Origin of the sequence: Aquipseudomonas alcaligenes (assembly GCF_003205495.1) — a bacterium.
Taxonomy (GTDB): domain Bacteria; phylum Pseudomonadota; class Gammaproteobacteria; order Pseudomonadales; family Pseudomonadaceae; genus Aquipseudomonas; species Aquipseudomonas alcaligenes_B.
In genome coordinates this window covers 311,453-331,918 of the sequence record NZ_QJRX01000001.1, presented here as the reverse complement: position 1 = coordinate 331,918, position 20,466 = coordinate 311,453, and the positions used below count along the sequence as shown (strand labels likewise).

Sequence of the window (20,466 nt, the reverse complement as noted above, 5' to 3'; positions counted from 1 at the left end):
TCGTGAGTGCCGCCTCGGACAATCGGCGCCTGGTCGTCCGCCTGCTGCTGGTGGTGGCCGGCATGTTCGCCTTCGGCTTCGCCCTGGTGCCGATCTACGACGTGATGTGCCAGGCCTTCGGCATCAACGGCAAGACCGCCGGGGCCTATCAGGGCAGCCAGACGGTGGACGAGGCACGCCAGGTGCGCGTGCAGTTCCTCGCCACCAACGCCGCCGGCATGGTCTGGGAGTTCGGCCCCCAGGCCGACGAGCTGGTGGTCAATCCCGGGCAGCCGAGCGACATGCTGTTCGTCGCCTACAACCCGACGGACAAGCCGATGACCGCCCAGGCCATCCCCAGCGTGGCGCCGTCCAAGGCCGCGGCCTTCTTCCACAAGACCGAGTGCTTCTGCTTCACCCAGCAGGTGCTGCAGCCGGGCGAGCGCATCGAGATGCCGGTGCGCTTCATCGTCGACCGCGACCTGCCCGAGGACGTGAAGCACCTGACCCTGGCCTACACCCTGTTCGATATCACTGCGCGCAAACCGCCCGTCGCGCAGGCGACTCTTGCCCAGACAGCCCCTGACCGGGCGGCTCCATAAGGAGAATAAGAAATGTCGAGTCATGAGAACTACTACGTTCCCGCCCAGAGCAAGTGGCCGATCATCGCCACCCTGGGCATGCTGATCTCGGTCTACGGGGTCGGCACCTGGTTCAACGACATGAAGGCCGAGCGTGCCGAGTCCCATGGCCCGCTGATCTTCTTCGTCGGCGGCCTGCTGCTCGCCTGGATGCTGTTCGGCTGGTTCGGCAACGTGATCAAGGAGAGCCGCGGCGGCCTGTATAGCGCGCAGATGGACCGCTCGTTCCGCTGGGGAATGAGCTGGTTCATCTTCTCCGAGGTGATGTTCTTCGCCGCCTTCTTCGGCGCGCTGTTCTACATCCGCACCTTCGCCGGCCCCTGGCTCGGCGGCGAGGGCGACAAGGGCGTGAGCAACATGCTCTGGCAGGGCTTCGAGTACAGCTGGCCGCTGCTCAACAACCCCGACTCCAAGCTGTTCCCGCCGCCGACGGCGGTGATCGATCCCTGGCACCTGCCGCTGATCAACACCATCCTGCTGGTCTCCTCCAGCTTCACCGTGACCTTCGCTCACCACGCGCTGAAGAAGAACCAGCGCGGCCCGCTCAAGGCCTGGCTGGCGCTGACCATTCTGCTGGGTGTGGCCTTCCTGGTGCTGCAGGTCGAGGAATACATCGAGGCCTACACCGAACTGGGGCTGACCCTCGGCTCGGGCATCTACGGCGCCACCTTCTTCATGCTCACCGGCTTTCACGGCGCCCACGTGACCCTCGGTGCGATCATCCTCACGGTGATGCTGGTGCGCATCCTCAAGGGCCATTTCGATGGCGACAAGCACTTCGGCTTCGAGGCGGCCAGCTGGTACTGGCACTTCGTCGACGTGGTCTGGCTGGGGCTGTTTATCTTCGTCTACGTGCTCTAGGGGGATCACCAGGTCACGTGGCTGACCAGCTGGCCGCTGTAGAAGCCCCAGGCGATCAGCGCCACGGTCAGGGCGGTGAGGATCACGCGGACGCTCAGCGAATTGACCACTCGCGAGCCGTGGCCTTCGTCCTTGACCAGGAAGAACAGGCCACTGAACAGGCTGACCAGGGTGGCCAGCAGCAGGAGGATGATCGCGGCCTTGAGCATGCGTGACTCCGGGGGATGGGGGAGATGGTGTGCAGTTTCAGTATAGCCAGACGATTCGGGGGCAGGCCGTGAGCGGTTTTCGCCCGGGCTGGTTGCCCAGCATCGCGGTGGCCTTGCTGCTGCCGCTGCTGCTCGGTCTCGGCCTGTGGCAGTTGACGCGGGCCGAGGAGAAGCGCGCCCTGCAGGAAGGCTTCGCCGCTCGCCAGCACGCGGCGCCCATCGACCTCAACGAACTGGAGCGGCGCGCCGACCTGGCCCATCTGCGGGTGCGCCTGTACGGCCAGTTCGACGAGCGCCACAGCCTGCTGCTGGACAATCGCCAGCGCGGCGGCAAGGTCGGCGTCGAGCTGCTGCAACCCTTCTACGATCAGGCCTCCGGCCTGTGGCTGCTGGTCAACCGCGGCTGGCTGCCCTGGCCGGACCGGCGTACGCCGCCGCAGTTCAGCACCCCCGAGCAATCGCTGGAGCTGCTGGCGCGGGTGCATGTGCCGGCCGGCGAGCCCTTCCAGCTGCAGGCCGACCCGGCCGCTGGCGACTGGCCGCGCTTGGTCACTGCCGTCGAGCCGGAGCGCCTGTGGCAGCAGCTAGGGCGCGGCGGCCTGGGCTACGAGGTGCGCCTCGAACCCGGCCCTGCCGCCTACCAGGCCGAGTGGCCGCTGCTGGCCATGAGCCCGGACAAGCACACCGGCTACGCCGTGCAGTGGTTCGCCCTGGCCGCCGCCCTGCTCGGCCTCTACCTCTACCTCGGCATCCACAACTCCAGACAATCCGCGCGGGAGAAATCGCATGAGCCCAGCCATGAATCCGGCCCTTTCCACCCCTGAGGCGCCGCGCGCCCGCGGGCGCTGGCAGCTGATCCTGCTGCTGCTGGTGGCCATCGGCCCGATGATCCTCGCCACCGCCATGTACCAGTGGCGCTTCTGGGTGCCGGACAGCCGCAACTACCACGGCACCCTGATCGGCGACGGCAGCCAGCTGGCCGATATCGGCGTGCAGGGCGCCGCCCAGGCGCGCTGGCAACTGCTGGTCACTACCCCCGGCGACTGCGCCGAGGATTGTCGCCAGCTGGTCTACGCCGCCCGGCAGATCCATATCGGCCTCAATCGCGAAGCATCCCGCGCCGTCCATGGCCTGGCCGTGGGCCGCCCGCTGGCGGCCGACTATGAGCAGCAGCTGCAGCGCGAATACCCGCAGCTCGGCCGCTACGCGCTGGACAGCCTGAAGTACGACCAGGCTGTGCCGGCCGGCCAGGGTGCCCAGCTGTGGATAGTCGACCCGCACGGCAACCTGGTGCTGCGTTACGACGCCAAGAGCAAGGGCAAGGACATCCTCACCGACCTGCGCCTGCTGCTGAAGCTGTCGCAGATCGGCTAGCACCCCATGACGGCCCGCACAACAACAAGAGAGGCCCCGGATGAGTGAACGCAAGCCCCTGCCCGGCTACCGCCTGGCCCTGTTCGCCACCGCCCTGGCGGTGGTCGTGGTGCTGCTCGGCGCCTACACCCGGCTGACCCACGCCGGCCTCGGCTGCCCGGACTGGCCGGGCTGCTATGGCTTCATCGGCGTGCCGATGAGCGAGCACAAGCAGAGCCTGGCCGAGGCGCGCTTCCCCGAGGCGCCGGTGGAGGTGGAGAAGGGCTGGAACGAGATGGTCCACCGCTACTTCGCCGGCAGTCTCGGCCTGCTCATCCTCGGCCTGGCCGTGCAGGCCCTGCGCCGCCGCGGCCAGGATGGCCAGCCGCTGAGGCTGCCGCTGCTGCTGCTCGGCGTGGTCATCGCCCAGGCCGCCTTCGGCATGTGGACGGTGACCCTCAAGCTGTGGCCGCAGGTGGTCACCGCCCACCTGCTCGGCGGCTTCGCCACCCTGTCGCTGCTGTTCCTCCTGTGCCTGCGCCTGTCCGGCGCGCTGCCGGCCCTGCCGGCGGTTTCGTTGCGCCTGCGGGCGCTGGCTGGCCTGGCCCTGCTCCTGGCGATCGGCCAGATCGCCCTGGGCGGCTGGGTCAGCTCCAACTACGCGGCGGTGGCCTGCGTCGACCTGCCGACCTGCCACGGCGAGTGGTGGCCGGCGATGGACTTCGCCAACGGCTTCCACCTGACCCAGCACATCGGCCCCAACTACCTCGGCGGCCAGCTCGACAGCGACGCGCGTACCGCCATCCACATGACCCACCGCCTGGGTGCGCTGGTGCTCAGCCTGGTCCTGCTGCTGCTGGCCTGGCGCCTGCGTGCCGCCGGCCTCGCTCGCCTGGCCGGCCTGCTGCTGCTGGCCCTGGCCGTGCAGGTCAGTCTGGGCGTGAGCAATGTGCTGCTGCACCTGCCGCTGGCCGTGGCAGTGGCGCACAACGGTGGCGGCGCCGCCCTGCTGCTGGTGCTGGTTCTGATCAACTACCGACTGCGCAGCGTCGCGAGCACCGCTCGCGAGGCAGACGCGGCGACCGTCGCCAGTGTCCTGGCGCCGGCCGGCAAATAAGAAGGAGAGATGTCATGGCTACAGTGCTGCGCGCCCACTCCGAATCCGCCAGCTGGCGCGACTACCTGGAGCTGACCAAGCCCAGGGTGGTGCTGCTGATGCTGATCACCTCGCTGGTCGGCATGTTCCTCGCGACCCGTGCCGGCGTACCCTGGACCGTGCTGGTCTTCGGCAACCTCGGCATCGGCCTGTGCGCCGGCGCGGCGGCGGCGGTCAACCACGTGGTCGACCGGCGCATCGACTCGATCATGGCCCGCACCCACAAGCGCCCGGTCACCGCCGGCCGCGTCTCGGTACCGGCGGCGCTGGGCTTCGCCCTGCTCCTGGCGGTGATCGGCCAGGGGCTGCTGCTGACCTTTACCAACGAGCTGACCGCCTGGCTGACCCTGGCCTCGCTGCTCGGCTACGCGGTGCTCTACACCGGCTTCCTCAAGCGCGCCACGCCGCAGAACATCGTCATCGGCGGCCTGGCCGGCGCCGCGCCGCCGCTGCTCGGCTGGGTCGCCGCCACCGGGCACCTGAGCGCCGAGCCGCTGCTGCTGGTGCTGATCATCTTCGCCTGGACGCCGCCGCACTTCTGGGCCCTGGCCATCCACCGCAAGGAGGAATATGCCAAGGCCGACATCCCCATGCTGCCGGTGACCCACGGCGAGCACTACACCAAGGTGCACATCCTGCTGTACACCGCCGTGATGCTGGCCGTGACCCTGCTGCCCTACGCCATCCACATGAGCGGACCGCTCTATCTCGCGGCTGCCTTGCTGCTCGGCGGGCGCTTCATGTTCTGGGCCTGGGTGCTGTACCGTGACAGCCGACCGCACGCGGCGATCAACACCTTCAAGTACAGTATCTGGTACCTGTTCCTGCTGTTCATCGCCCTGCTGGCCGACCACTACCTGCTGCTCAACCTGTAGCACTCGCCGAACCCAAGAGAGATTTCATGAGCCGTACGCAGAAGACCGTCATCGTCCTCGCCGCCTTCGTCGCCCTGGTGCTGGGCCTCACCGTCAACAAGGTGCTGAACAGCAAGGGCGACGGCACCGACAAGGTGGCGCTGCTCGATGCCGGCATCGTCCTGCTGCCGCAGAGCCGCAGCCTGCCGGAGCTGGCGCTGACCAATCAGGACGGCCAGGCGGTGCGGGTCGATCAGCTCAAGGACAAGTGGAGCCTGCTGTTCTTCGGCTACACCTTCTGCCCGGACATCTGCCCGGCGACCCTGGCGCAGCTGCGCCAGCTGCAGGGCATGCTGCCGGCCGCGGCCAAGGACCAGTTGCGCGTGGTGCTGGTGACGGTCGACCCGCAGCGCGATACCCCGGAGCAGCTGAAGAAGTACCTGAGCTTCTTCGACGCCGGCTTCCAGGGCCTGACCGGCGCCCAGGACGACATCCAGAAGCTGGCCAGCGCGGTGAGCATTCCCTACATCCCGGCCGATACCAGCCAGGAGAACTACACCGTCGACCACAGCGGCAACCTGGTGGTCATCGGCCCGGACGGCAGCCAGCGCGGTTTCATCCGCGCGCCGCTGAACAACGACAAGCTGGCGGCGCAGCTGCCGAGCCTGCTTGACGCGAAATAGCCGTAGCCCGGATGCAATCCGGGGCACAGGCGACTCCCTTCCCGGATTGCATCCGGGCTACAAAAGCAAAGCAAGAAAAAGCCCGCTCAATGAGCGGGCTTTTTCTTGGGCATCGGGCGGGCGATCAGAACGCCGGTACCACGGCACCCTGGTACTTGTCGGCAATGAACTTCTTCACTTCCGGAGTATGCAGGGCCTTGGCCAGCTTCTGCAGGGCGGCGTTGTCCTTCTGCTCGGCGGTGGTCACCAGGATATTGACGTAGGGCGAGTCGGCACCCTCGATCACCAGGGCGTCCTTGGTCGGGTTGAGGCCGGCTTCCAGGGCGTAGTTGGTGTTGATCAGGGCCAGGTCGACCTGGGCCAGCACGCGCGGCAGGGTGGCTGCTTCCAGCTCACGCACCTTGATGGCCTTGGGGTTCTCGGCGATGTCCTTGACGGTGGCGGTGATGCCGGCGCCGTCCTTCAGCTTGATCACGCCGGCCTTCTGCAGCAGCAGCAGGGCGCGGCCGCCGTTGGTGGCGTCGTTGGGGATCACCACCTGGGCGCCTTCCGGCAGCTCGGCCAGGGTCTTGATCTTGCTGGAGTAGGCGCCGAAGGGCTCGACATGGACGCCGGCGATGCTCACCAACTGGGTGCCACGGGAGGCATTGAACTCGTCCAGGTACGGCTGGTGCTGGAAAAAGTTGGCGTCCAGCCGGCCCTCGGCGACCTGCACGTTGGGCTGCACGTAGTCGGTGAAGACCTTGACCTTGAGCTCGACGCCGTCCTTGGCCAGGGCCGGCTTGATGAATTCGAGGATCTCCGCGTGCGGCACGGCGGTGGCGGCGACACTAATCGAGTCGGCGGCCTGGGCGGTAGCGGAAGTCAGGGCCGCGGCGGCGGCCAGGGCAGTCAGCAGTTTCTTCATGTACAGCTCCTTGTGGGATTTGGGCGCGGGGTCCGACGGGTAGCCGGTCGCCCGCTGTTCTCGGGATTACTTGCGGGAAAAATGGATCACCAGGCGGTCGCCGACCATCTGCAGCACCTGCACCAACACCAGCAGGAGGATCACGGTGACCGCCATCACGTCCGGCTGGTAGCGCTGGTAGCCGTAGCGCACGGCCAGGTCGCCGAGGCCGCCGCCGCCGATCAGGCCGCTCATGGCGGTGTAGGAGACCAGGGTGATGGCGGTCACCGTGGTCGCCGCGATCAGTCCCGGCAGGGCTTCCGGCAGCAGGGCGCGGAAGATGATCTGCAGGGTGGTCGCGCCCATCGCCTGGGTCGCCTCGATGATGCCGCGGTCCACCTCGCGCAGGGCGGTCTCCACCAGGCGCGCGAAGAACGGCGTGGCGCCCACCACCAGCGGCGGGATGGCGCCGGCCACGCCCAGCGAGGTACCGGTGATCAGCACGGTCAGCGGGATCATCAGGATCAGCAGGATGACGAAGGGCACAGAGCGCAGCACGTTGACCAGCAGCGACAGCACGGCATACAGCGCGCGCTGCTCGAACATCTGCCGCGGGCCGGTGAGGAACAGCAGCACACCCAGGGGAAGGCCCAGGAGTACGGTGAACAGGGTGGCGCCACCGAGCATGTTGAGGGTGTCGAGACTGGCGTAGCCGATCTCCTGCCAGTCGACATTGGGCAGCCAGCGGGCCAGCAGGGACTCGATCATCGCAGCACCTCCAGGTGCACGTCGGCGGCCTGGAAGCGCGCCAGCGCGGCGTCGATGTCGCCGCCGGTCAGGGCCAGGGTTAGCTGGCCGTAGGGGGTGTCCTTGATGCGGTCGATGCGCCCGGCGAGGATGCTGTAGTCCACCCCGGTCTCGCGCGCCACGGTGCCGAGCAGCGGCGCGTAGGTGGCCTCGCCCTGGAAGGTCAGGCGCAGGATCCTGCCGCTGACATGGGCGAAGTCGTCGTGCTGCTCGTTCTCGTCGATGTGCTCGTCCTCCTGGACGAAGCGCCGGGTGGTCGGGTGTTGCGGGTGGAGGAACACCTGCGCCACCGGGCCCTGCTCGACTATGGAGCCACCATCCATCACCGCCACCTGGTCGCAGACCCGGCGGATCACATCCATCTCGTGGGTGATCAGGACGATGGTCAGGCCCAGCTCGCGGTTGATCTCGGCCAGCAGCTGCAGGACCTGCGCGGTGGTCTGCGGGTCCAGCGCGCTGGTGGCCTCGTCGCACAGGAGGATCTTCGGGCTGGTCGACAGCGCGCGGGCGATGCCGACGCGCTGCTTCTGGCCGCCGGAGAGCTGCGCCGGGTACTTGTTGGCATGCTCGCTGAGGCCGACGCGTTCCAGCAGCTCGGCGACACGCCGGTCGATCTCGGCACGGCCCAGCTCGCCGGCCAGCTCCAGCGGCATGGCGACGTTGGCCGCCACGGTCTTCGACGACAGCAGGTTGAAGTGCTGGAAGATCATCCCGACCTGGCGGCGGAAGCGGCGCAGGCCATCGGCATCGAGGGCGGTGAAGTCCTCGCCGTCGATCAGGATGCGCCCGCCGCTGGGCTCCTCGAGGCGGTTGATCAGGCGCAGCAGGGTGCTCTTGCCGGCGCCGGAATGGCCGATCAGGCCGAACACCTGGCCGCGCTCGACGCGCAGGTCGGTCGGCTGCAGGGCGGGCACGTCGCGCCCGGCGACCCGGTAGGTCTTGTTGACGTGGTGGAACTCGATCACGGAGCGAACCTTGTGGGTACGTGGGAGTGGTGGTCGCGATCCGGTCGGCGCGACATTCCCTCTAGCCTAGGCGGTTAGCCGAAAGCCGCGCATTTTAGCCGGTTTGTTTATGCGCTCTTAGTCTTTATTGGCCTGAATTGCATTCAAACGAGCATAAGAACGAAACGGCCGCCCGTGGGCGGCCTTGTGCTGGCGCAGCAGCTCAGCTGTTGCTCTGCGGGCTCAGCACCAGTCGCGGCTCCTGATCCGGCTTGAGCACCGGGGAGAACTGCGGGGCGAAGCCGGGGGCGAGCTTCTTGATCCGCGCCGACAGCAGGGCGGCGACGAAGGGGTAGTCCTTGGCCTCGCGCACCTGCAGGCGCACCGCGCAGTCGAAGGCCACCACGTCGGCGGCGACCTGGTCGAGCAGCTCGCGCAGGCTGTCGCGATCGTTGGCGTCGAGCATGGGCATGGGCACGCTGCTGCTGGCGGCGCTCGGGTCGATCAGGCGCGCCCGCGGCGCGGCGGCCACGGCGGGCTTGGGTTCCTCGACCTTGGCGGCCACTGCCGGCGCGGGCTTGACCTGGGCCGCTGCAGCCTGCTGGGCAGCGCGCTCGGCGGCAGCGCGCTGCTCGGCCAGTTTCTGCTGGCGCTCGCGTTCGGCAGCCTGGCGAGCCTGCTCTGCCGCGGCTTCGGCCTGACGGCGTTCGGCCGTCGCGGCCTCCAGGCTGGCCTGGTACTGCACTTTCAGTGCAGGGGATGCTGCCACCAGATGCTGCTCACCTTGGCTCAGGGTGACTGCCGCGGCGGCATCATCGCCGGCCTGCAGCTGCTGGCGGCCCTGCTGTAGGTAGGCGTTGGCCAGCTCGCGACGGTACTGGTCGAGGCGCACGTCGTTGCTGGTAGTGTGCTGGCGCAGGGCGTTCAGGCTCTGCTCGGCGGCCTGCAGCTCGCCGCGGGCAATCTGCGCGGAGACCTGGTTGAACTCCTTCACCAGCGCGTCGACCGTCCAGTATTCGGCATGGGCGGGGTTATGCAGCAGGCCGAGGGCAAACGCGGCGAGACATGTAAGGGTTTTAGTGTTCATTTTTCGACTCGTCGGTTTCGTGGCGTTTCGGGTTGGGCAAAAAACGCCCAATCCTAGCGGGCTCGGCGAGGCAGAGCAAAGCCCAGCAGAAAAAGCCCGGCCGCGCTGACCACGATGGACGGCCCCGCCGGAGTGTCCTGGTACCAGGACAGGGCCAGCCCGGTACAGACGGCGAGCATGCCGAGGAAACTGGCGCCGATGGCCATCTGCTCCGGCGTGCGCGCATGGCGCTGGGCGGCGGCGGCCGGAATGATCAGCAGCGAGGTGATCAGCAGCACCCCGACGATCTTCATCGCCACGGCAATGACCACGGCGATCAGCAGCATCAGCGCCAGGCGCAGGACGGCCACCGGCAGGCCCTCGACCCGTGCCAGCTCCTCGTGCACGGTGATCGCCAGCAGGCGTCGCCACAAGGGCAGCAGCAGGGCCATGACCAGCGCGGCGCCGCCGAGGATCCACAGCAGGTCCTCATGGCTGACGGCCAGCAGATCACCGAACAGGTAAGCCATCAGGTCGACGCGCACCTCGTCCATAAAGCTCAGGACGACGAGCCCCAGCGACAGAGTGGTTGGCGCCAGGATGCCCAGCAGGGTGTCGGAGGCCAGCGGCTGGCGCTGCTGCAGGGTGACCAGCAGCACGGCCAGCAGCAGGCAGCCGACGGTCACCGCCAGGGTCGGGCTGAGGTCGAGCAGGAAGCCCAGGGCCACGCCGAGCAGCGCGGCGTGGGACAGGGTGTCGCCGAAATAGGCCATGCGCCGCCACACCACGAAGGAGCCGAGCGGGCCGGCTACCAGGGCCAGGGCCAGGCCGGCGAGCAGGGCGTTGAGCAGGAAATCGGGCATCAGTGCTTGCACCCCGGGCCGTGGGCATGGGCCGGACCGTGTATACGCAGGCCGGGTTCGGCGACCACCGTGCCATGCAGATCGTGGCTGTGGTCGTGGTGGTGGTGGTAGATGGCCAGGCTCTTGGCGTCCTGGCCGAACAGCTCGACGAAGGCCGGGTCGTTGCTGACCTGCTCCGGATGACCGGAGCAGCACACGTGGCGATTCAGGCAGACCACCTGGTCGGTGGCGCTCATCACCAGGTGCAGGTCATGCGACACCATCAGCACGCCGCAGCCATGGCGGTCGCGCAGCTGGCTGATCAGGCGGTACAGCTCGGCCTGGCCGGCGACGTCGACGCCCTGCACCGGCTCGTCGAGCACCAGCAGCTCGGGCTCGCGCAGCAGGGCGCGGGCCAGCAGCACGCGCTGCAGCTCGCCACCGGAAATGCTCTGCAACGGGCTGTCGATCACCTGGCTGGCGCCGACTTCGGCCAGCGCTGCGGCCGCCGCGCTGCGGTCGACCCCCGGAACCAGGCGCAGGAAGCGCAGCACCGAGAGCGGCAGGGTCGGATCGACATGCAGCTTCTGCGGCATGTAGCCGATGCGCAGGCGCGGCTTGCGCTGCACGCTGCCGCGGTCCGGCTTGAGCAGGCCGAGCACGGTGCGCACCAGGGTGGTCTTGCCGGCGCCGTTGGGGCCGATCAGGGTGACGATTTCGCCGGCGCGCAGGCTCAGTTGCACGTCCTGCAGCACGTCCTGGCCGGCGAAGCCGACACTGACGCCGTCGAGGCGAATCAGCGCATCGCTCATGCCGCCCTCTGGCAGCCGGCGCACAGGCCGACCACTTCCACCGTCTGGCTCTCCACGGCGAAACCAACGGCGGCGGCGCCCGCGACTATGGATTGGCTGATGGCCGGCAGCTCCAGTTCGATGGCCGCATGGCAGGCCTTGCAGATGAGGAACTGGCCCTGGTGCAGTTCGCCCGGGTGCACGCAGCCGATGAAGGCATTGAGCGAGGCGATACGGTGCACCAGGCCGTTCTCCAGGAGGAAATCCAGCGCCCGGTAGACGGTGGGCGGCGCGGCGCGGCGGCCGTCTTCCTCGCTCAGCACGCCGAGGATGTCATAGGCGCCCAGCGGCTTGTGGCTGGCCCAGACCAGCTCCAGCACGCGCTTGCGCAGCGTGGTCAGGCGCGTGCCCTGCTTCGCGCACAGCGACTCGGCCTCGGCCAGGGCATCGGCCACGCAGCGCGAATGGTCGTGTGGCAGGCAGGCGAGCGGTGTGTTGCTGGTCAGGCGCTTGAACATGACGGGGACGTCCGGGTGAAGAGACGTTATTCTATTACCCTTTGCCCGCCGAGTGTTGTTCCGTGTCGCGCCTCCTCGTTCTGCTCCTGCTCAGTCTTACCGCCCTTTCCGCCCGCGCTGAAGTGCGGGTGCTGACCAGCATCAAGCCGCTGCAACTGATCGCCGCGGCCGTGCAGGAGGGCGCCGGCAGCCCCGAAGTGCTGCTGCCGCCGGGCGCCTCGCCGCATCACTTCGCCCTGCGCCCGTCCGATGTGCGCCGGGTCGCGGACGTCGACCTGCTGTACTGGGTCGGCCCGGACCTGGAAGGTTTCCTGCCGCGCGTACTGGCGGGTCGCGACAAGCCCAGCGTGGCGGTGCAGGAGCTGCCGGGCATGACCCTGCGCCACTTTGGCCAGGCCGAGAGCGGCGAGGACGAGCATCACGACGCGCATGGTCACGACGATCATGACCACGACCACCGCCCCGGCAGCCTGGACGCGCACCTCTGGCTGCTGCCGGCCAATGCGCGGGTGATCGCCGCCAGGATGGCCGCCGACCTGTCTGCGGCCGACCCGGCCAATGCCCCGCTGTACCAGGCCAACCTGCGGGCCTTCGAGCAGCGCCTGAGCGCACTGGATGGTCGTCTCAAGACGCGCCTGGCGCCGCTGGCCGGCAAGCCGTTCTTCGTCTTCCACCAGGCCTTCGACTATTTCGAGAGCGCCTACGGCCTGCAGCATGCCGGCGTGTTCACCGCCGCCAGCGAGTTGCAGCCCGGCGCCCGGCATGTCGCGGCGATGCGTGAGCGGCTCAAGGCGGCCGGCGCAGCCTGCGTGTTCAGCGAGCCGCCGCTGCGTCCGCGCCTGGCCGAGACCCTCTCCGCCGGCCTGCCGGTCCGGCTGGCCGAGCTGGATGCCCTGGGCGTCGAGGCGCGCAGCTACGAGCAGTTGCTGGAGGCGCTGGCCGGGCAGCTGGCCGGCTGCCTGGAAAGCCTCTAGCCTGCGACCGCCTCAGAGGGCGAAGGGCAGCGCCAGACTGACCTGCTGCCGTTGCGCCAGGCGGCGCTGGAACTCGCCGGGGTCCTTGACCAGCACATCGCGGCCCTGGAAGCGCCGCGCGGCGATCAGCCTGGACAGCCAGAAGCGCAGGCAGGCGATGCGCAGCATGGCCGGCCACAGCTCGGCCTCGGCGCGGGTGAAGGGCCGCAGCGCGGCATAGGCGCCGAGCAGCGCCTGGGCGCGTGGCAGATCGAGGCGCTGGTCGGCCAGCGAGCACCAGTCGTTGAGGGTGATCGCCAGGTCGTAGAGCATCGGCCCGGAGCAGGCGTTGTAGAAGTCGATCACCCCGGTCAGGTGGTTGCCGTCGAACAGCGCATTGTCGATGAACAGGTCGGCGTGCAGGTTGGCGCGCGGCAGGGCGAGGATGCGCGCCTTCAGCTCGGCCACCTCGTGCAGGCTGTCGCGTAGCAGCGGCAGCTGCTCGTCGTGCAGCTCCAGGGCCAGCACCGGGCCTTCCTCCAGCATCCAGTCGAGGCCGCGGTCGCTGCGGCGTTCCAGAATATGCTCGCGGGTGGCCAGGTGCAGGCGCGCCAGCCAGGTGCCGATTTCCGCGCAGTGGTGAGCGTTGGGCTGGTCGACATGCTTGCCGGCCAGGCGCGGCTGCAGCAGCGCCGGCTTGCCGGCCAGTTCGCGCAGGGCTTCGCCGCTTTGCGTCGGCACCGCATAGGGCACTGGTAGGCCGGCCTGGTGCAGGCGCTCCAGCAGTTCGACGAAGAACGGCATGTCGGCGCGCGGGCCGCGCTCCACCAGGGTGAGGACGAACTCGCCGCCCTCCAGGCTGATGAAGAAGTTGCTGTTCTCGCTGCCGGCGGCGATGCCCTGGAAGTCCTTCAGGCGGCCGAGCCCGTAGGGTTCGAGGAAGGCTTCCAGCTCATGGCGTTCAAGGGGTGTGAAGACGGACATGGGCTTACCAGCTGAAGATTTCCCAGGCGGGAATCAGCATGTCCGGCTGGTCGGAGCGGATGAAGTTGCCCTCGCTGCCGTCGGCGCGCACCAGGAAATAGGGCTTGCCGTTCTTCGGCGTGACCTTGATGGCGTAGAGGAAGCCGTTCTGCCGGTACTCGGTGATGGTCTTGTCGCCGTCCTGGCGGATGGTCACGTCCGGATCGCCGGTGACTTCTTCCTCGGCCAGGGCGAGCATCGGGCTGGCGGCCAGCAGGGCGGCCAGGGTCAGGCGGGTGAGCAGGCGCATGGTAACCTTGTCCCTTTCTTCAGGTTGATGCAGCCATTCTAGCGCTCGCACCCGGCAAAAGGTTGATCCCAAGCATGTCCAATGCCCCTCTCGTTCTGGTCGACGGTTCCTCCTACCTGTACCGCGCCTTCCACGCCCTGCCGCCACTGGCCAACTCCAAAGGCCTGCAGACCGGCGCGGTGAAGGGCGTGCTGAACATGCTCAAGAGCCTGCGCAAGCAGTACCCGGACAGCCCCTTCGCGGTGGTGTTCGACGCCAAGGGCCCGACCTTCCGCGACGAGATGTTCGAGCACTATAAGGCGCACCGCCCGCCGATGCCCGAGGAGCTGCGCGGCCAGGTCGAGCCGCTGCACGCCGCCGTGCGCGCCCTCGGCTACCCGCTGCTGTGCGTGGAAGGCGTGGAGGCCGACGACGTGATCGGCACCCTGGCCCGGCAGACCGCCGCGCTCGGCCGCGACGTGGTGATCTCCACCGGCGACAAGGACATGGCCCAACTGGTCTGCCCGCACGTCACCCTGGTCAACACCATGACCGGCAGCGTCTACGACATCGAGGGCGTGCGCGAGAAGTTCGGCGTCGGTCCCGAGCTGATCATCGACTACCTGGCCCTGATGGGCGACAAGGTCGACAACATTCCCGGCGTGCCGGGGGTCGGCGAGAAGACCGCGCTGGGCCTGCTGGTCGGCGTCGGCGGCGGTCTCGACGTGCTCTATGCCAGCCTGGACAAGGTCCCCGAGCTGCCGATCCGCGGCGCCAAGACCCTGCCGGCCAAGCTCGCCGAGCACAAGGACATGGCGTTCCTGTCCTACCAGCTGGCGACCATCAAGACCGATGTCGAGCTGGACGTCGGCGTCGACGACCTGCACCCCGGCGAGCCGGACCGCGCCGCGCTGGTCGCCCTGTATACCGAGCTGGAATTCAAGGGCTGGCTCGACGAGCTGCAGCGCCAGCAGCCCAAGGCCCGCCCGGCCACGGTGGCGGCGCCGACTGGTGGCCTGTTCGATGCGCCCGAGCCCGCTGCCACCGCCCAACCGGCCAGCGAATCGCGCTATGAGACGGTGCTGGAGCAGGCGCGCTTCGACGCCTGGCTGAAGAAGCTGGAAGCCGCCGAACTGATCGCCTTCGACACCGAGACCACCAGTCTCGACCCGCAGCAGGCCCAGGTGGTCGGCGTGTCCTTCGCCGTCGAGGCCGGCGAGGCCGCCTATGTGCCGCTGGCCCACTCCTACATGGGCGTGCCGGCGCAGCTGGACCGCGACGCGGTGCTGCGCGCGCTCAAGCCGATCCTGGAAGACCCGGCCAAGGCCAAGGTCGGCCAGCACGCCAAGTACGACATGAACGTGCTGGCCCACGCGACCACGCCGATCGAGGTGCAGGGCGTGGCCTTCGACACCATGCTGGAATCCTATGTGCTGGATTCCACGGCGACCCGCCACGACATGGACAGCCTGGCCATGAAGTACCTGGAGCACAGCACCATCCGCTTCGAGGACATCGCCGGCAAGGGCGCCAAGCAGCTGACCTTCGACCAGATCGCCCTGGAGCAGGCCGGCCCCTACGCAGCGGAAGACGCCGACGTGACGCTGCGCCTGCACCAGACCCTATGGGCCAGGCTGCAGGCCACGCCGAGCCTGGCCAGGGTGCTCAAGGACATCGAGATGCCGCTGGTGCCGGTGCTGGCGCGCATCGAGCGCAACGGCGCGCTGGTCGATGCCAAGCTGCTCGGCCAGCAGAGTCTGGAGCTGGGCGAGCGGCTGGTGGCGCTGGAGCGCCAGGCCTATGAGCTGGCCGGCCAGGAGTTCAACCTCGGTTCGCCCAAGCAGCTCGGCGCCATCCTCTATGACAAGCTCGGACTGCCGGTGCTGAGCAAGACCGCCACCGGCCAGCCGTCCACCGCGGAGAACGTGCTGGCGGAGCTGGCCGAGCAGGACCACGCGCTGCCCAAGCTGCTGATGGAATATCGCAGCCTGAGCAAGCTGAAGAGCACCTACACCGACAAGCTGCCGGAGCAGATCAACCCGCGCACCGGGCGCATCCACACCAGCTACCACCAGGCGGTAGCAGCCACCGGGCGGTTGTCGTCGACCGACCCGAACCTACAGAACATTCCGATCCGCACGGCCGAGGGCCGGCGTATCCGCCAGTCCTTCGTCGCGCCCGCAGGCTACAAGCTGATGTCGGCGGACTACTCGCAGATCGAGCTGCGCATCATGGCTCACCTGGCCAAGGACGAGGGCCTGCTGGACGCCTTCCGCCACGACCGCGACGTGCACCGCGCCACGGCCGCCGAGGTGTTCGGCGTGCCGCTGGAGCAGGTCAGCTCCGACCAGCGCCGTAGCGCCAAGGCGATCAACTTCGGCCTGATCTACGGCATGAGCGCCTTCGGCCTGGCCAAGCAGATCGGCGTCGACCGCAAGCAGGCGCAGGCCTATATCGACACCTACTTCGCCCGCTACCCCGGCGTGCTTGCCTACATGGAGCGCACCCGCGAGCAGGCGACTCAGCAGGGCTATGTCGAGACCCTGTTCGGCCGCCGCCTGTACCTGCCGGACATCCACGCGAAGAACCCGGCCCTGCGCAAGGGCGCCGAACGCACGGCGATCAACGCGCCGATGCAGGGCACCGCGGCGGACATCATGAAGCGCGCGATGATCGCCGTGGACCAGTGGCTGCCGCAGTCCGGCCTGGATGCGAAAGTCATACTGCAGGTGCACGACGAACTGGTGCTGGAGATTCGCGAGGATCAGGTCGAGGCGCTGCGCGCCGGCCTGCTGCCGCTGATGAGCGGCGCCGCCGAGCTGGACGTGCCGCTGGTGGTCGAGGCCGGGGTGGGCGACAACTGGGATGAGGCGCACTGAGGCATTGCGGCATAAGGTCGCAGCCTTTTGAGGCTTACGACTAAAAGCCGGTGGCCTTATCGCAATGCGATTTAAAAAAATCTGAACTATTGGTTCGGGAGGGCGGTCAGAGATAGTGAATGGCAACGAAGCCCTTCGATGCTCCTGTGTTTTAGTGTTGGCAGATCTCTGAACCCCGCCCTAGCGGTTCAGAATTGAACCCCGGACTTCTCCCTCCCCATACGAAGCCGGGGTTTTTTTTGCCTGGCGAAAACCCATCGGGGCGTGCAAGTGAGTGCAGCAATCGCTCCGGGCCATCACTTGCCCAGGCTTCAGGCTTCTTCGCCGGCCTCTTCCTCGTCCTCGATCAGCCCCAGCCACTGCGCCAGCACCAGCTGCGCTTCCTCCACGCCCTGGCGCTTGGGCGCCGAGAACAGCTGGATGCTGGCGACCTCGTCACCCCAGCCCTTGCGGATCTCCTGGCGCACCTTGAGCAGGGCGTTCTTCGCCGCGCCGAAGGCCAGCTTGTCCGCCTTGGTCAGCAGGATGTGCAGCGGCATGCCGCTGGCCTTGGCCCAGTCCAGCATCATGCTGTCGAACTCGGTCAGCGGGTGGCGGATGTCCATCAGCAGGATCAGCCCGCACAGGCTCTCGCGGCTGCCCAGATAGGCTTCCAGGTGCTTCTGCCAGTGCTGCTTGAGCGGGATCGGCACCTTGGCATAGCCGTAGCCGGGCAGGTCGACCAGGCGGCGCTCGTCGTCCAGGCGGAAGAAGTTGAGCAGCTGGGTGCGCCCGGGGGTCTTCGAGGTGCGTGCCAGGCTGGCATGGGTCAGGGTGTTCAGCGCGCTCGACTTGCCGGCATTGGAGCGGCCGGCGAAGGCCACTTCCATGCCCTGGTCGTCCGGGCATTGTTCGACCTTGGCCGCGCTGATCATGAAGCTGGCCTGCTGACACAGGCCGAGAATGGGGTTCTTGGATGACATGGGGAGTCCGTGTGGGCGGGGAGCCGGAGCGCGTGGCGGCGCCGGGGGGCGCGGCATGCTGTCGCTTCCGTTTCAGCGACGCCAGTATATAATGCCGCAGATTTTGTGTGCGCTTTGTCCTTCTGCCGGGAACGCGACATAACCCGCTGCGCGACTAGACGCAGGCCGTTCCCTCCCTGATCGAGGTTTGGCTATGAAGAAAGTGCTGGTCGTCAGTGCAGCATTGCTGTGGTTGTCGGGTGCCGCGAATGCGGCGCAGGATCCGGAAGCGGTTTATGCCAAGGCCTGTGCGGCCTGCCACAATGGTCAGTTGCCGATGGCGCCCAAGCGGGGCGACAAGGCGGCCTGGGAGCCACGACTGGCCAAGGGCATGGATGCGCTGGTACAGAGCGTCACCAACGGTCTGAATGCCATGCCACCCCGTGGCCTGTGCATGGATTGCAGTGCCGAGGACTACCAGGCCGTCATCAAGGTGATGAGCGAGTAGTCCCGAAAGAAAACCTAATTACCTCTAGCCGTTATTGGATTAGCTGATGAACAAAGTACTCGTGAGTCTGCTGTTGAGCCTGGGCGTCTCCGCGGCCGCGCAAGCTGCCAACCCGATCGTGGGTGATGCCGAAGCCGGCAAGGCCAAGGTTGCCGTCTGTGGCGCCTGCCATGGCGCCGATGGCAACAGTGCCGCGCCGAACTTCCCGAAACTGGCTGGCCAGGGTGAGAAATACCTGCTCAAGCAGTTGCATGACGTGAAGTCCGGCAAGCGGCAGATCGTCGAGATGACGGGGATGCTGACCAACCTGAGCGATCAGGACCTGGCCGACATCGCCGCCTACTTTGCCAGTCAGAAAATGAGCGTCGGCGCGGCCGACCCGGCCATGGTCGAGCGTGGCGAGGCCCTGTTCCGCGGCGGCAAGCTGGCCGAGGGCATGCCGGCCTGCACCGGCTGCCACTCTCCGGATGGCGCTGGTTTGGCCGCGGCCGGCTATCCCAAGCTCGGTGGTCAGCACGCTGCCTACGTGGCCAAGCAGCTGACCGACTTCCGCGAGGGCAATCGCACCAACGACGGCGACGCCATGATCATGCGTGCCATCGCCGCCAAGCTGAGCAACAAGGACATCGAAGCGGTGTCCAGCTATGTGCAGGGCCTGCACTGATCGGGCGCTGACCGGCGGAAACAAAAGGGTGGCCATGGCCACCCTTTTTCGTTGGTGCTGCCGCTACAATGCCGGAACCCGTCGTGGCGCTGCCGGTCGAATCGAACCGCGCGCCCCGCGCGGCCCTCATCGCCAAGGAGTTCTGCATGCGTAACCTGATTCTCAGTGCCGCCTTCGCCACCCTCAGCCTGCTCGGCGTCAGCGCCCAGGCCGACAGCATCGAGGCCGGCCGCCAGTACGTCGAGCTGAAGCAGCAGGTACCGGTGTCGCAGCCCGACAAGATCGAAGTGGTCGAGCTGTTCTGGTATGGCTGCCCGCACTGCTACCAGTTCGAGCCGACCCTCAACCCCTGGGTCGAGAAGCTGCCGGCCGACGTCAACTTCGTGCGCGTGCCGGCGCTGTTCGGCGGCATCTGGGACGTACACGGCCAGCTGTTTATCACCCTGGAATCCATGGGCGTGGAGCAGCGGGTGCACGACGCCGTGTTCCGCGCCATTCACCAGGAGAAGCGCAAGCTGGCCGACCCGCAGGAAATGGCCGAGTTCCTCGCCGGCCAGGGTGTGGACAAGGACAAGTTCCTCAGCACCTTCAACTCCTTCGCGGTGAAGGGCCAGATGGCCAAGGCCAAGAAGCTGGCGATGTCCTACCAGATCACCGGCGTGCCGGTGCTGGTGGTCAACGGCAAGTACCGTTTCGACATCACCTCCTCCGGCGGTCCGCAGCAGGCCCTGCAGGTGGCCGACTTCCTGATCGACAAGGAGCGTGCCGCTTCCGGCAGCGCGACAGAGAAGGCGACGGTCGCCAACTGAGGCACCCGCCATGCTGCGCCGCTGGAGTTCCGGGCGAACCGCGGGCCTGCGCCAGGCGCAGGTCAACGGCCGCTGTGCGGACTCCGGCGGCCATGCCGAAGGCCGCCTGCGCCTGCTCAGCTTCAATATCCAGGTCGGCATCCGCACCGAGCGCTATCACCACTATCTGACCCGCGGCTGGCAGCACCTGCTGCCGCACCCGGGGCGTGCCGGCAACCTGCAGCGCATCGGCGCGCTGCTCGGCGACTACGATCTGGTCGCCCTGCAGGAAGTCGACGGTGGCAGCCTGCGCTCCGGCTACGTCAACCAGGTCGAGCAGCTGGCCGAGCTGGGCGCCTTTCCCTACTGGTACCAGCAGCTCAACCGCAACCTCGGGCGCCTGGCGCAGCACAGCAACGGCGTGCTCAGCCGCCTGCAGCCGAGCCTGCTGGAGGACCATCCGTTGCCCGGCCCGCCTGGTCGTGGTGCCGTGCTGCTGCGCTTCGGCGAAGGCGCCGAGGCGCTGGTGGTGGTCAACATGCACCTGGCCCTCGGCGCCCGTACCCGCACCCGCCAGCTCGCCTACATCCGCGAACTGATCGGCGGCTATCGCCACGTGGTGCTGATGGGCGACATGAATACTCACGCCACCGACCTGCTGCAGCACTCGCCGCTGCGCGATCTCGGTCTGGTCGCGCCACAGGTCGCTGCGACCTTCCCCAGCTGGCGCCCGCAGCGCTGTCTGGACCACATCCTGCTGAGCTCGGAGCTGGTGCTGGAACGGGTCGCGGTACTCAGCCAGCCGATTTCCGATCATCTGCCGGTGGCGGTGGAGATCCGCCTGCCGGGTGCCCTCAACCTGCCTATGCTGTAGTGGCTTTGCCACTGGAT

General features: G+C 67.7%; 24 protein-coding genes. 13 read left to right on the top strand and 11 right to left on the bottom strand.

What is annotated here, in order from left to right; translation table 11 throughout:
* Positions 1-2 precede the first annotated feature (2 nt).
* A complete protein-coding gene (locus tag DMO17_RS01505; protein ID WP_110680542.1) occupies positions 3-581 on the top strand; it encodes a cytochrome c oxidase assembly protein in 579 nt (192 codons plus the stop codon).
* A 12-nt stretch (positions 582-593) separates the two neighbouring features.
* Positions 594-1,481, top strand: a complete 888-nt coding sequence (locus tag DMO17_RS01500; RefSeq protein ID WP_110680541.1) for a cytochrome c oxidase subunit 3 — start codon at positions 594-596, stop codon at positions 1,479-1,481.
* 5 nt (positions 1,482-1,486) lie between these two features.
* On the opposite strand, the gene DMO17_RS01495 is transcribed toward DMO17_RS01500, so the two are convergent.
* Positions 1,487-1,690, bottom strand: a complete 204-nt coding sequence (locus DMO17_RS01495; protein ID WP_110680540.1) for a twin transmembrane helix small protein — start codon at positions 1,688-1,690, stop codon at positions 1,487-1,489.
* A gap of 68 nt (positions 1,691-1,758) precedes the next feature.
* On the opposite strand from DMO17_RS01495, the gene DMO17_RS01490 reads away from it, so the two are divergent.
* The 5 genes from DMO17_RS01490 to DMO17_RS01470 are packed head-to-tail and all read left to right on the top strand — an operon-like array spanning position 1,759 to position 5,736.
* Positions 1,759-2,514 carry an SURF1 family protein gene (locus tag DMO17_RS01490; protein WP_110680539.1) on the top strand — a complete coding sequence of 252 codons (756 nt, stop codon included), beginning with the start codon at positions 1,759-1,761 and terminating at the stop codon, positions 2,512-2,514.
* Entirely contained in the window at positions 2,489-3,064 is a 576-nt protein-coding gene (locus tag DMO17_RS01485) for a hypothetical protein (RefSeq protein ID WP_110680538.1), read from the top strand. Before DMO17_RS01490 ends, DMO17_RS01485 begins: the two co-directional genes overlap by 26 nt.
* A gap of 40 nt (positions 3,065-3,104) precedes the next feature.
* Positions 3,105-4,160, top strand: coding sequence for a COX15/CtaA family protein (locus DMO17_RS01480; protein ID WP_110680537.1), 1,056 nt, complete (start codon positions 3,105-3,107; stop codon positions 4,158-4,160).
* Between the two features lie 14 nt (positions 4,161-4,174).
* Positions 4,175-5,074, top strand: coding sequence for a heme o synthase (cyoE, locus tag DMO17_RS01475; RefSeq protein WP_110680536.1), 900 nt, complete (start codon positions 4,175-4,177; stop codon positions 5,072-5,074).
* Between the two features lie 26 nt (positions 5,075-5,100).
* Complete coding sequence (locus DMO17_RS01470; RefSeq protein ID WP_110680535.1) at positions 5,101-5,736, top strand: SCO family protein; 636 nt, start codon at positions 5,101-5,103, stop codon at positions 5,734-5,736.
* Between the two features lie 124 nt (positions 5,737-5,860).
* On the opposite strand, the gene DMO17_RS01465 is transcribed toward DMO17_RS01470, so the two are convergent.
* From DMO17_RS01465 to DMO17_RS01435, 7 genes are all read right to left on the bottom strand, one after another.
* Positions 5,861-6,643, bottom strand: coding sequence for a MetQ/NlpA family ABC transporter substrate-binding protein (locus tag DMO17_RS01465; RefSeq protein WP_110680534.1), 783 nt, complete (start codon positions 6,641-6,643; stop codon positions 5,861-5,863).
* A 66-nt stretch (positions 6,644-6,709) separates the two neighbouring features.
* Positions 6,710-7,390 carry a methionine ABC transporter permease gene (locus DMO17_RS01460; RefSeq protein ID WP_110680533.1) on the bottom strand — a complete coding sequence of 227 codons (681 nt, stop codon included), beginning with the start codon at positions 7,388-7,390 and terminating at the stop codon, positions 6,710-6,712.
* The gene (locus tag DMO17_RS01455) at positions 7,387-8,394 is read right to left on the bottom strand and encodes a methionine ABC transporter ATP-binding protein (RefSeq protein ID WP_110680532.1); all 1,008 of its coding nucleotides are present in this window, start codon (positions 8,392-8,394) and stop codon (positions 7,387-7,389) included. Before DMO17_RS01455 ends, DMO17_RS01460 begins: the two co-directional genes overlap by 4 nt.
* 202 nt (positions 8,395-8,596) lie before the next feature.
* On the bottom strand, positions 8,597-9,460 hold the full coding sequence (locus DMO17_RS01450; protein ID WP_110680531.1) for a hypothetical protein: 864 nt from the start codon (positions 9,458-9,460) through the stop codon (positions 8,597-8,599).
* 53 nt (positions 9,461-9,513) lie between these two features.
* Positions 9,514-10,302, bottom strand: a complete 789-nt coding sequence (znuB, locus tag DMO17_RS01445; protein WP_110680530.1) for a zinc ABC transporter permease subunit ZnuB — start codon at positions 10,300-10,302, stop codon at positions 9,514-9,516.
* Complete coding sequence (gene znuC / locus DMO17_RS01440) at positions 10,302-11,093, bottom strand: zinc ABC transporter ATP-binding protein ZnuC (protein WP_110680529.1); 792 nt, start codon at positions 11,091-11,093, stop codon at positions 10,302-10,304. The genes znuB and znuC overlap by 1 nt, the downstream gene beginning before the upstream one ends.
* The gene (locus DMO17_RS01435; protein ID WP_110680528.1) at positions 11,090-11,590 is read right to left on the bottom strand and encodes a Fur family transcriptional regulator; all 501 of its coding nucleotides are present in this window, start codon (positions 11,588-11,590) and stop codon (positions 11,090-11,092) included. Before DMO17_RS01435 ends, znuC begins: the two co-directional genes overlap by 4 nt.
* Positions 11,591-11,652: 62 nt before the next feature.
* Between DMO17_RS01435 and DMO17_RS01430 the strand changes: the two genes are divergently transcribed.
* Positions 11,653-12,564 carry a zinc ABC transporter substrate-binding protein gene (locus DMO17_RS01430; RefSeq protein ID WP_110680527.1) on the top strand — a complete coding sequence of 304 codons (912 nt, stop codon included), beginning with the start codon at positions 11,653-11,655 and terminating at the stop codon, positions 12,562-12,564.
* 12 nt (positions 12,565-12,576) lie between these two features.
* Here DMO17_RS01430 and DMO17_RS01425 read toward each other — a convergent pair whose 3' ends face one another.
* Both DMO17_RS01425 and DMO17_RS01420 read right to left on the bottom strand, forming a co-directional pair.
* Complete coding sequence (locus tag DMO17_RS01425) at positions 12,577-13,527, bottom strand: homoserine kinase (protein ID WP_110680526.1); 951 nt, start codon at positions 13,525-13,527, stop codon at positions 12,577-12,579.
* Between the two features lie 4 nt (positions 13,528-13,531).
* Positions 13,532-13,816 carry a DUF2782 domain-containing protein gene (locus DMO17_RS01420; protein ID WP_061902892.1) on the bottom strand — a complete coding sequence of 95 codons (285 nt, stop codon included), beginning with the start codon at positions 13,814-13,816 and terminating at the stop codon, positions 13,532-13,534.
* A gap of 74 nt (positions 13,817-13,890) precedes the next feature.
* Between DMO17_RS01420 and polA the strand changes: the two genes are divergently transcribed.
* Complete coding sequence (gene polA / locus DMO17_RS01415) at positions 13,891-16,674, top strand: DNA polymerase I (protein ID WP_110680525.1); 2,784 nt, start codon at positions 13,891-13,893, stop codon at positions 16,672-16,674.
* Between the two features lie 311 nt (positions 16,675-16,985).
* Here the strand turns inward: polA and yihA are convergent, their stop codons facing one another.
* Positions 16,986-17,636 (bottom strand): ribosome biogenesis GTP-binding protein YihA/YsxC, encoded by a 651-nt coding sequence (yihA, locus tag DMO17_RS01410; RefSeq protein ID WP_110680524.1) that lies wholly within the window; start codon positions 17,634-17,636, stop codon positions 16,986-16,988.
* Positions 17,637-17,829: 193 nt separating this feature from the next.
* Between yihA and DMO17_RS01405 the strand changes: the two genes are divergently transcribed.
* The 4 genes from DMO17_RS01405 to DMO17_RS01390 all read left to right on the top strand — a co-directional run bounded on the left by DMO17_RS01405 (position 17,830) and on the right by DMO17_RS01390 (position 20,449).
* Positions 17,830-18,123 (top strand): c-type cytochrome, encoded by a 294-nt coding sequence (locus tag DMO17_RS01405; protein WP_110680523.1) that lies wholly within the window; start codon positions 17,830-17,832, stop codon positions 18,121-18,123.
* A gap of 46 nt (positions 18,124-18,169) precedes the next feature.
* On the top strand, positions 18,170-18,787 hold the full coding sequence (locus DMO17_RS01400) for a c-type cytochrome (RefSeq protein ID WP_110680522.1): 618 nt from the start codon (positions 18,170-18,172) through the stop codon (positions 18,785-18,787).
* A gap of 146 nt (positions 18,788-18,933) precedes the next feature.
* Complete coding sequence (locus DMO17_RS01395) at positions 18,934-19,596, top strand: thiol:disulfide interchange protein DsbA/DsbL (protein ID WP_110680769.1); 663 nt, start codon at positions 18,934-18,936, stop codon at positions 19,594-19,596.
* A gap of 10 nt (positions 19,597-19,606) precedes the next feature.
* Positions 19,607-20,449, top strand: coding sequence for an endonuclease/exonuclease/phosphatase family protein (locus DMO17_RS01390; protein WP_181418709.1), 843 nt, complete (start codon positions 19,607-19,609; stop codon positions 20,447-20,449).
* Positions 20,450-20,466 lie beyond the last annotated feature (17 nt).

Excerpts from the sequence above, each read along its gene's own strand:
- znuC (WP_110680529.1), bottom strand. The coding sequence starts at position 11,093 with ATGAGCGATGCGCTGATTCGCCTCGACGGCGTCAGTGTCGGCTTCGCC.
- DMO17_RS01435 (WP_110680528.1), bottom strand. The coding sequence starts at position 11,590 with ATGTTCAAGCGCCTGACCAGCAACACACCGCTCGCCTGCCTGCCACAC.
- DMO17_RS01460 (WP_110680533.1), bottom strand. The coding sequence starts at position 7,390 with ATGATCGAGTCCCTGCTGGCCCGCTGGCTGCCCAATGTCGACTGGCAG.
- DMO17_RS01470 (WP_110680535.1), top strand. The coding sequence starts at position 5,101 with ATGAGCCGTACGCAGAAGACCGTCATCGTCCTCGCCGCCTTCGTCGCC.
- DMO17_RS01450 (WP_110680531.1), bottom strand. The coding sequence starts at position 9,460 with ATGAACACTAAAACCCTTACATGTCTCGCCGCGTTTGCCCTCGGCCTG.
- polA (WP_110680525.1), top strand. The coding sequence starts at position 13,891 with ATGTCCAATGCCCCTCTCGTTCTGGTCGACGGTTCCTCCTACCTGTAC.
- DMO17_RS01400 (WP_110680522.1), top strand. The coding sequence starts at position 18,170 with ATGAACAAAGTACTCGTGAGTCTGCTGTTGAGCCTGGGCGTCTCCGCG.
- yihA (WP_110680524.1), bottom strand. The coding sequence starts at position 17,636 with ATGTCATCCAAGAACCCCATTCTCGGCCTGTGTCAGCAGGCCAGCTTC.
- DMO17_RS01420 (WP_061902892.1), bottom strand. The coding sequence starts at position 13,816 with ATGCGCCTGCTCACCCGCCTGACCCTGGCCGCCCTGCTGGCCGCCAGC.
- DMO17_RS01485 (WP_110680538.1), top strand. The coding sequence starts at position 2,489 with ATGAATCCGGCCCTTTCCACCCCTGAGGCGCCGCGCGCCCGCGGGCGC.
- DMO17_RS01390 (WP_181418709.1), top strand. The coding sequence starts at position 19,607 with ATGCTGCGCCGCTGGAGTTCCGGGCGAACCGCGGGCCTGCGCCAGGCG.
- DMO17_RS01395 (WP_110680769.1), top strand. The coding sequence starts at position 18,934 with ATGCGTAACCTGATTCTCAGTGCCGCCTTCGCCACCCTCAGCCTGCTC.
- DMO17_RS01480 (WP_110680537.1), top strand. The coding sequence starts at position 3,105 with ATGAGTGAACGCAAGCCCCTGCCCGGCTACCGCCTGGCCCTGTTCGCC.
- cyoE (WP_110680536.1), top strand. The coding sequence starts at position 4,175 with ATGGCTACAGTGCTGCGCGCCCACTCCGAATCCGCCAGCTGGCGCGAC.
- DMO17_RS01500 (WP_110680541.1), top strand. The coding sequence starts at position 594 with ATGTCGAGTCATGAGAACTACTACGTTCCCGCCCAGAGCAAGTGGCCG.
- DMO17_RS01465 (WP_110680534.1), bottom strand. The coding sequence starts at position 6,643 with ATGAAGAAACTGCTGACTGCCCTGGCCGCCGCCGCGGCCCTGACTTCC.
- DMO17_RS01495 (WP_110680540.1), bottom strand. The coding sequence starts at position 1,690 with ATGCTCAAGGCCGCGATCATCCTCCTGCTGCTGGCCACCCTGGTCAGC.
- DMO17_RS01425 (WP_110680526.1), bottom strand. The coding sequence starts at position 13,527 with ATGTCCGTCTTCACACCCCTTGAACGCCATGAGCTGGAAGCCTTCCTC.
- DMO17_RS01405 (WP_110680523.1), top strand. The coding sequence starts at position 17,830 with ATGAAGAAAGTGCTGGTCGTCAGTGCAGCATTGCTGTGGTTGTCGGGT.
- znuB (WP_110680530.1), bottom strand. The coding sequence starts at position 10,302 with ATGCCCGATTTCCTGCTCAACGCCCTGCTCGCCGGCCTGGCCCTGGCC.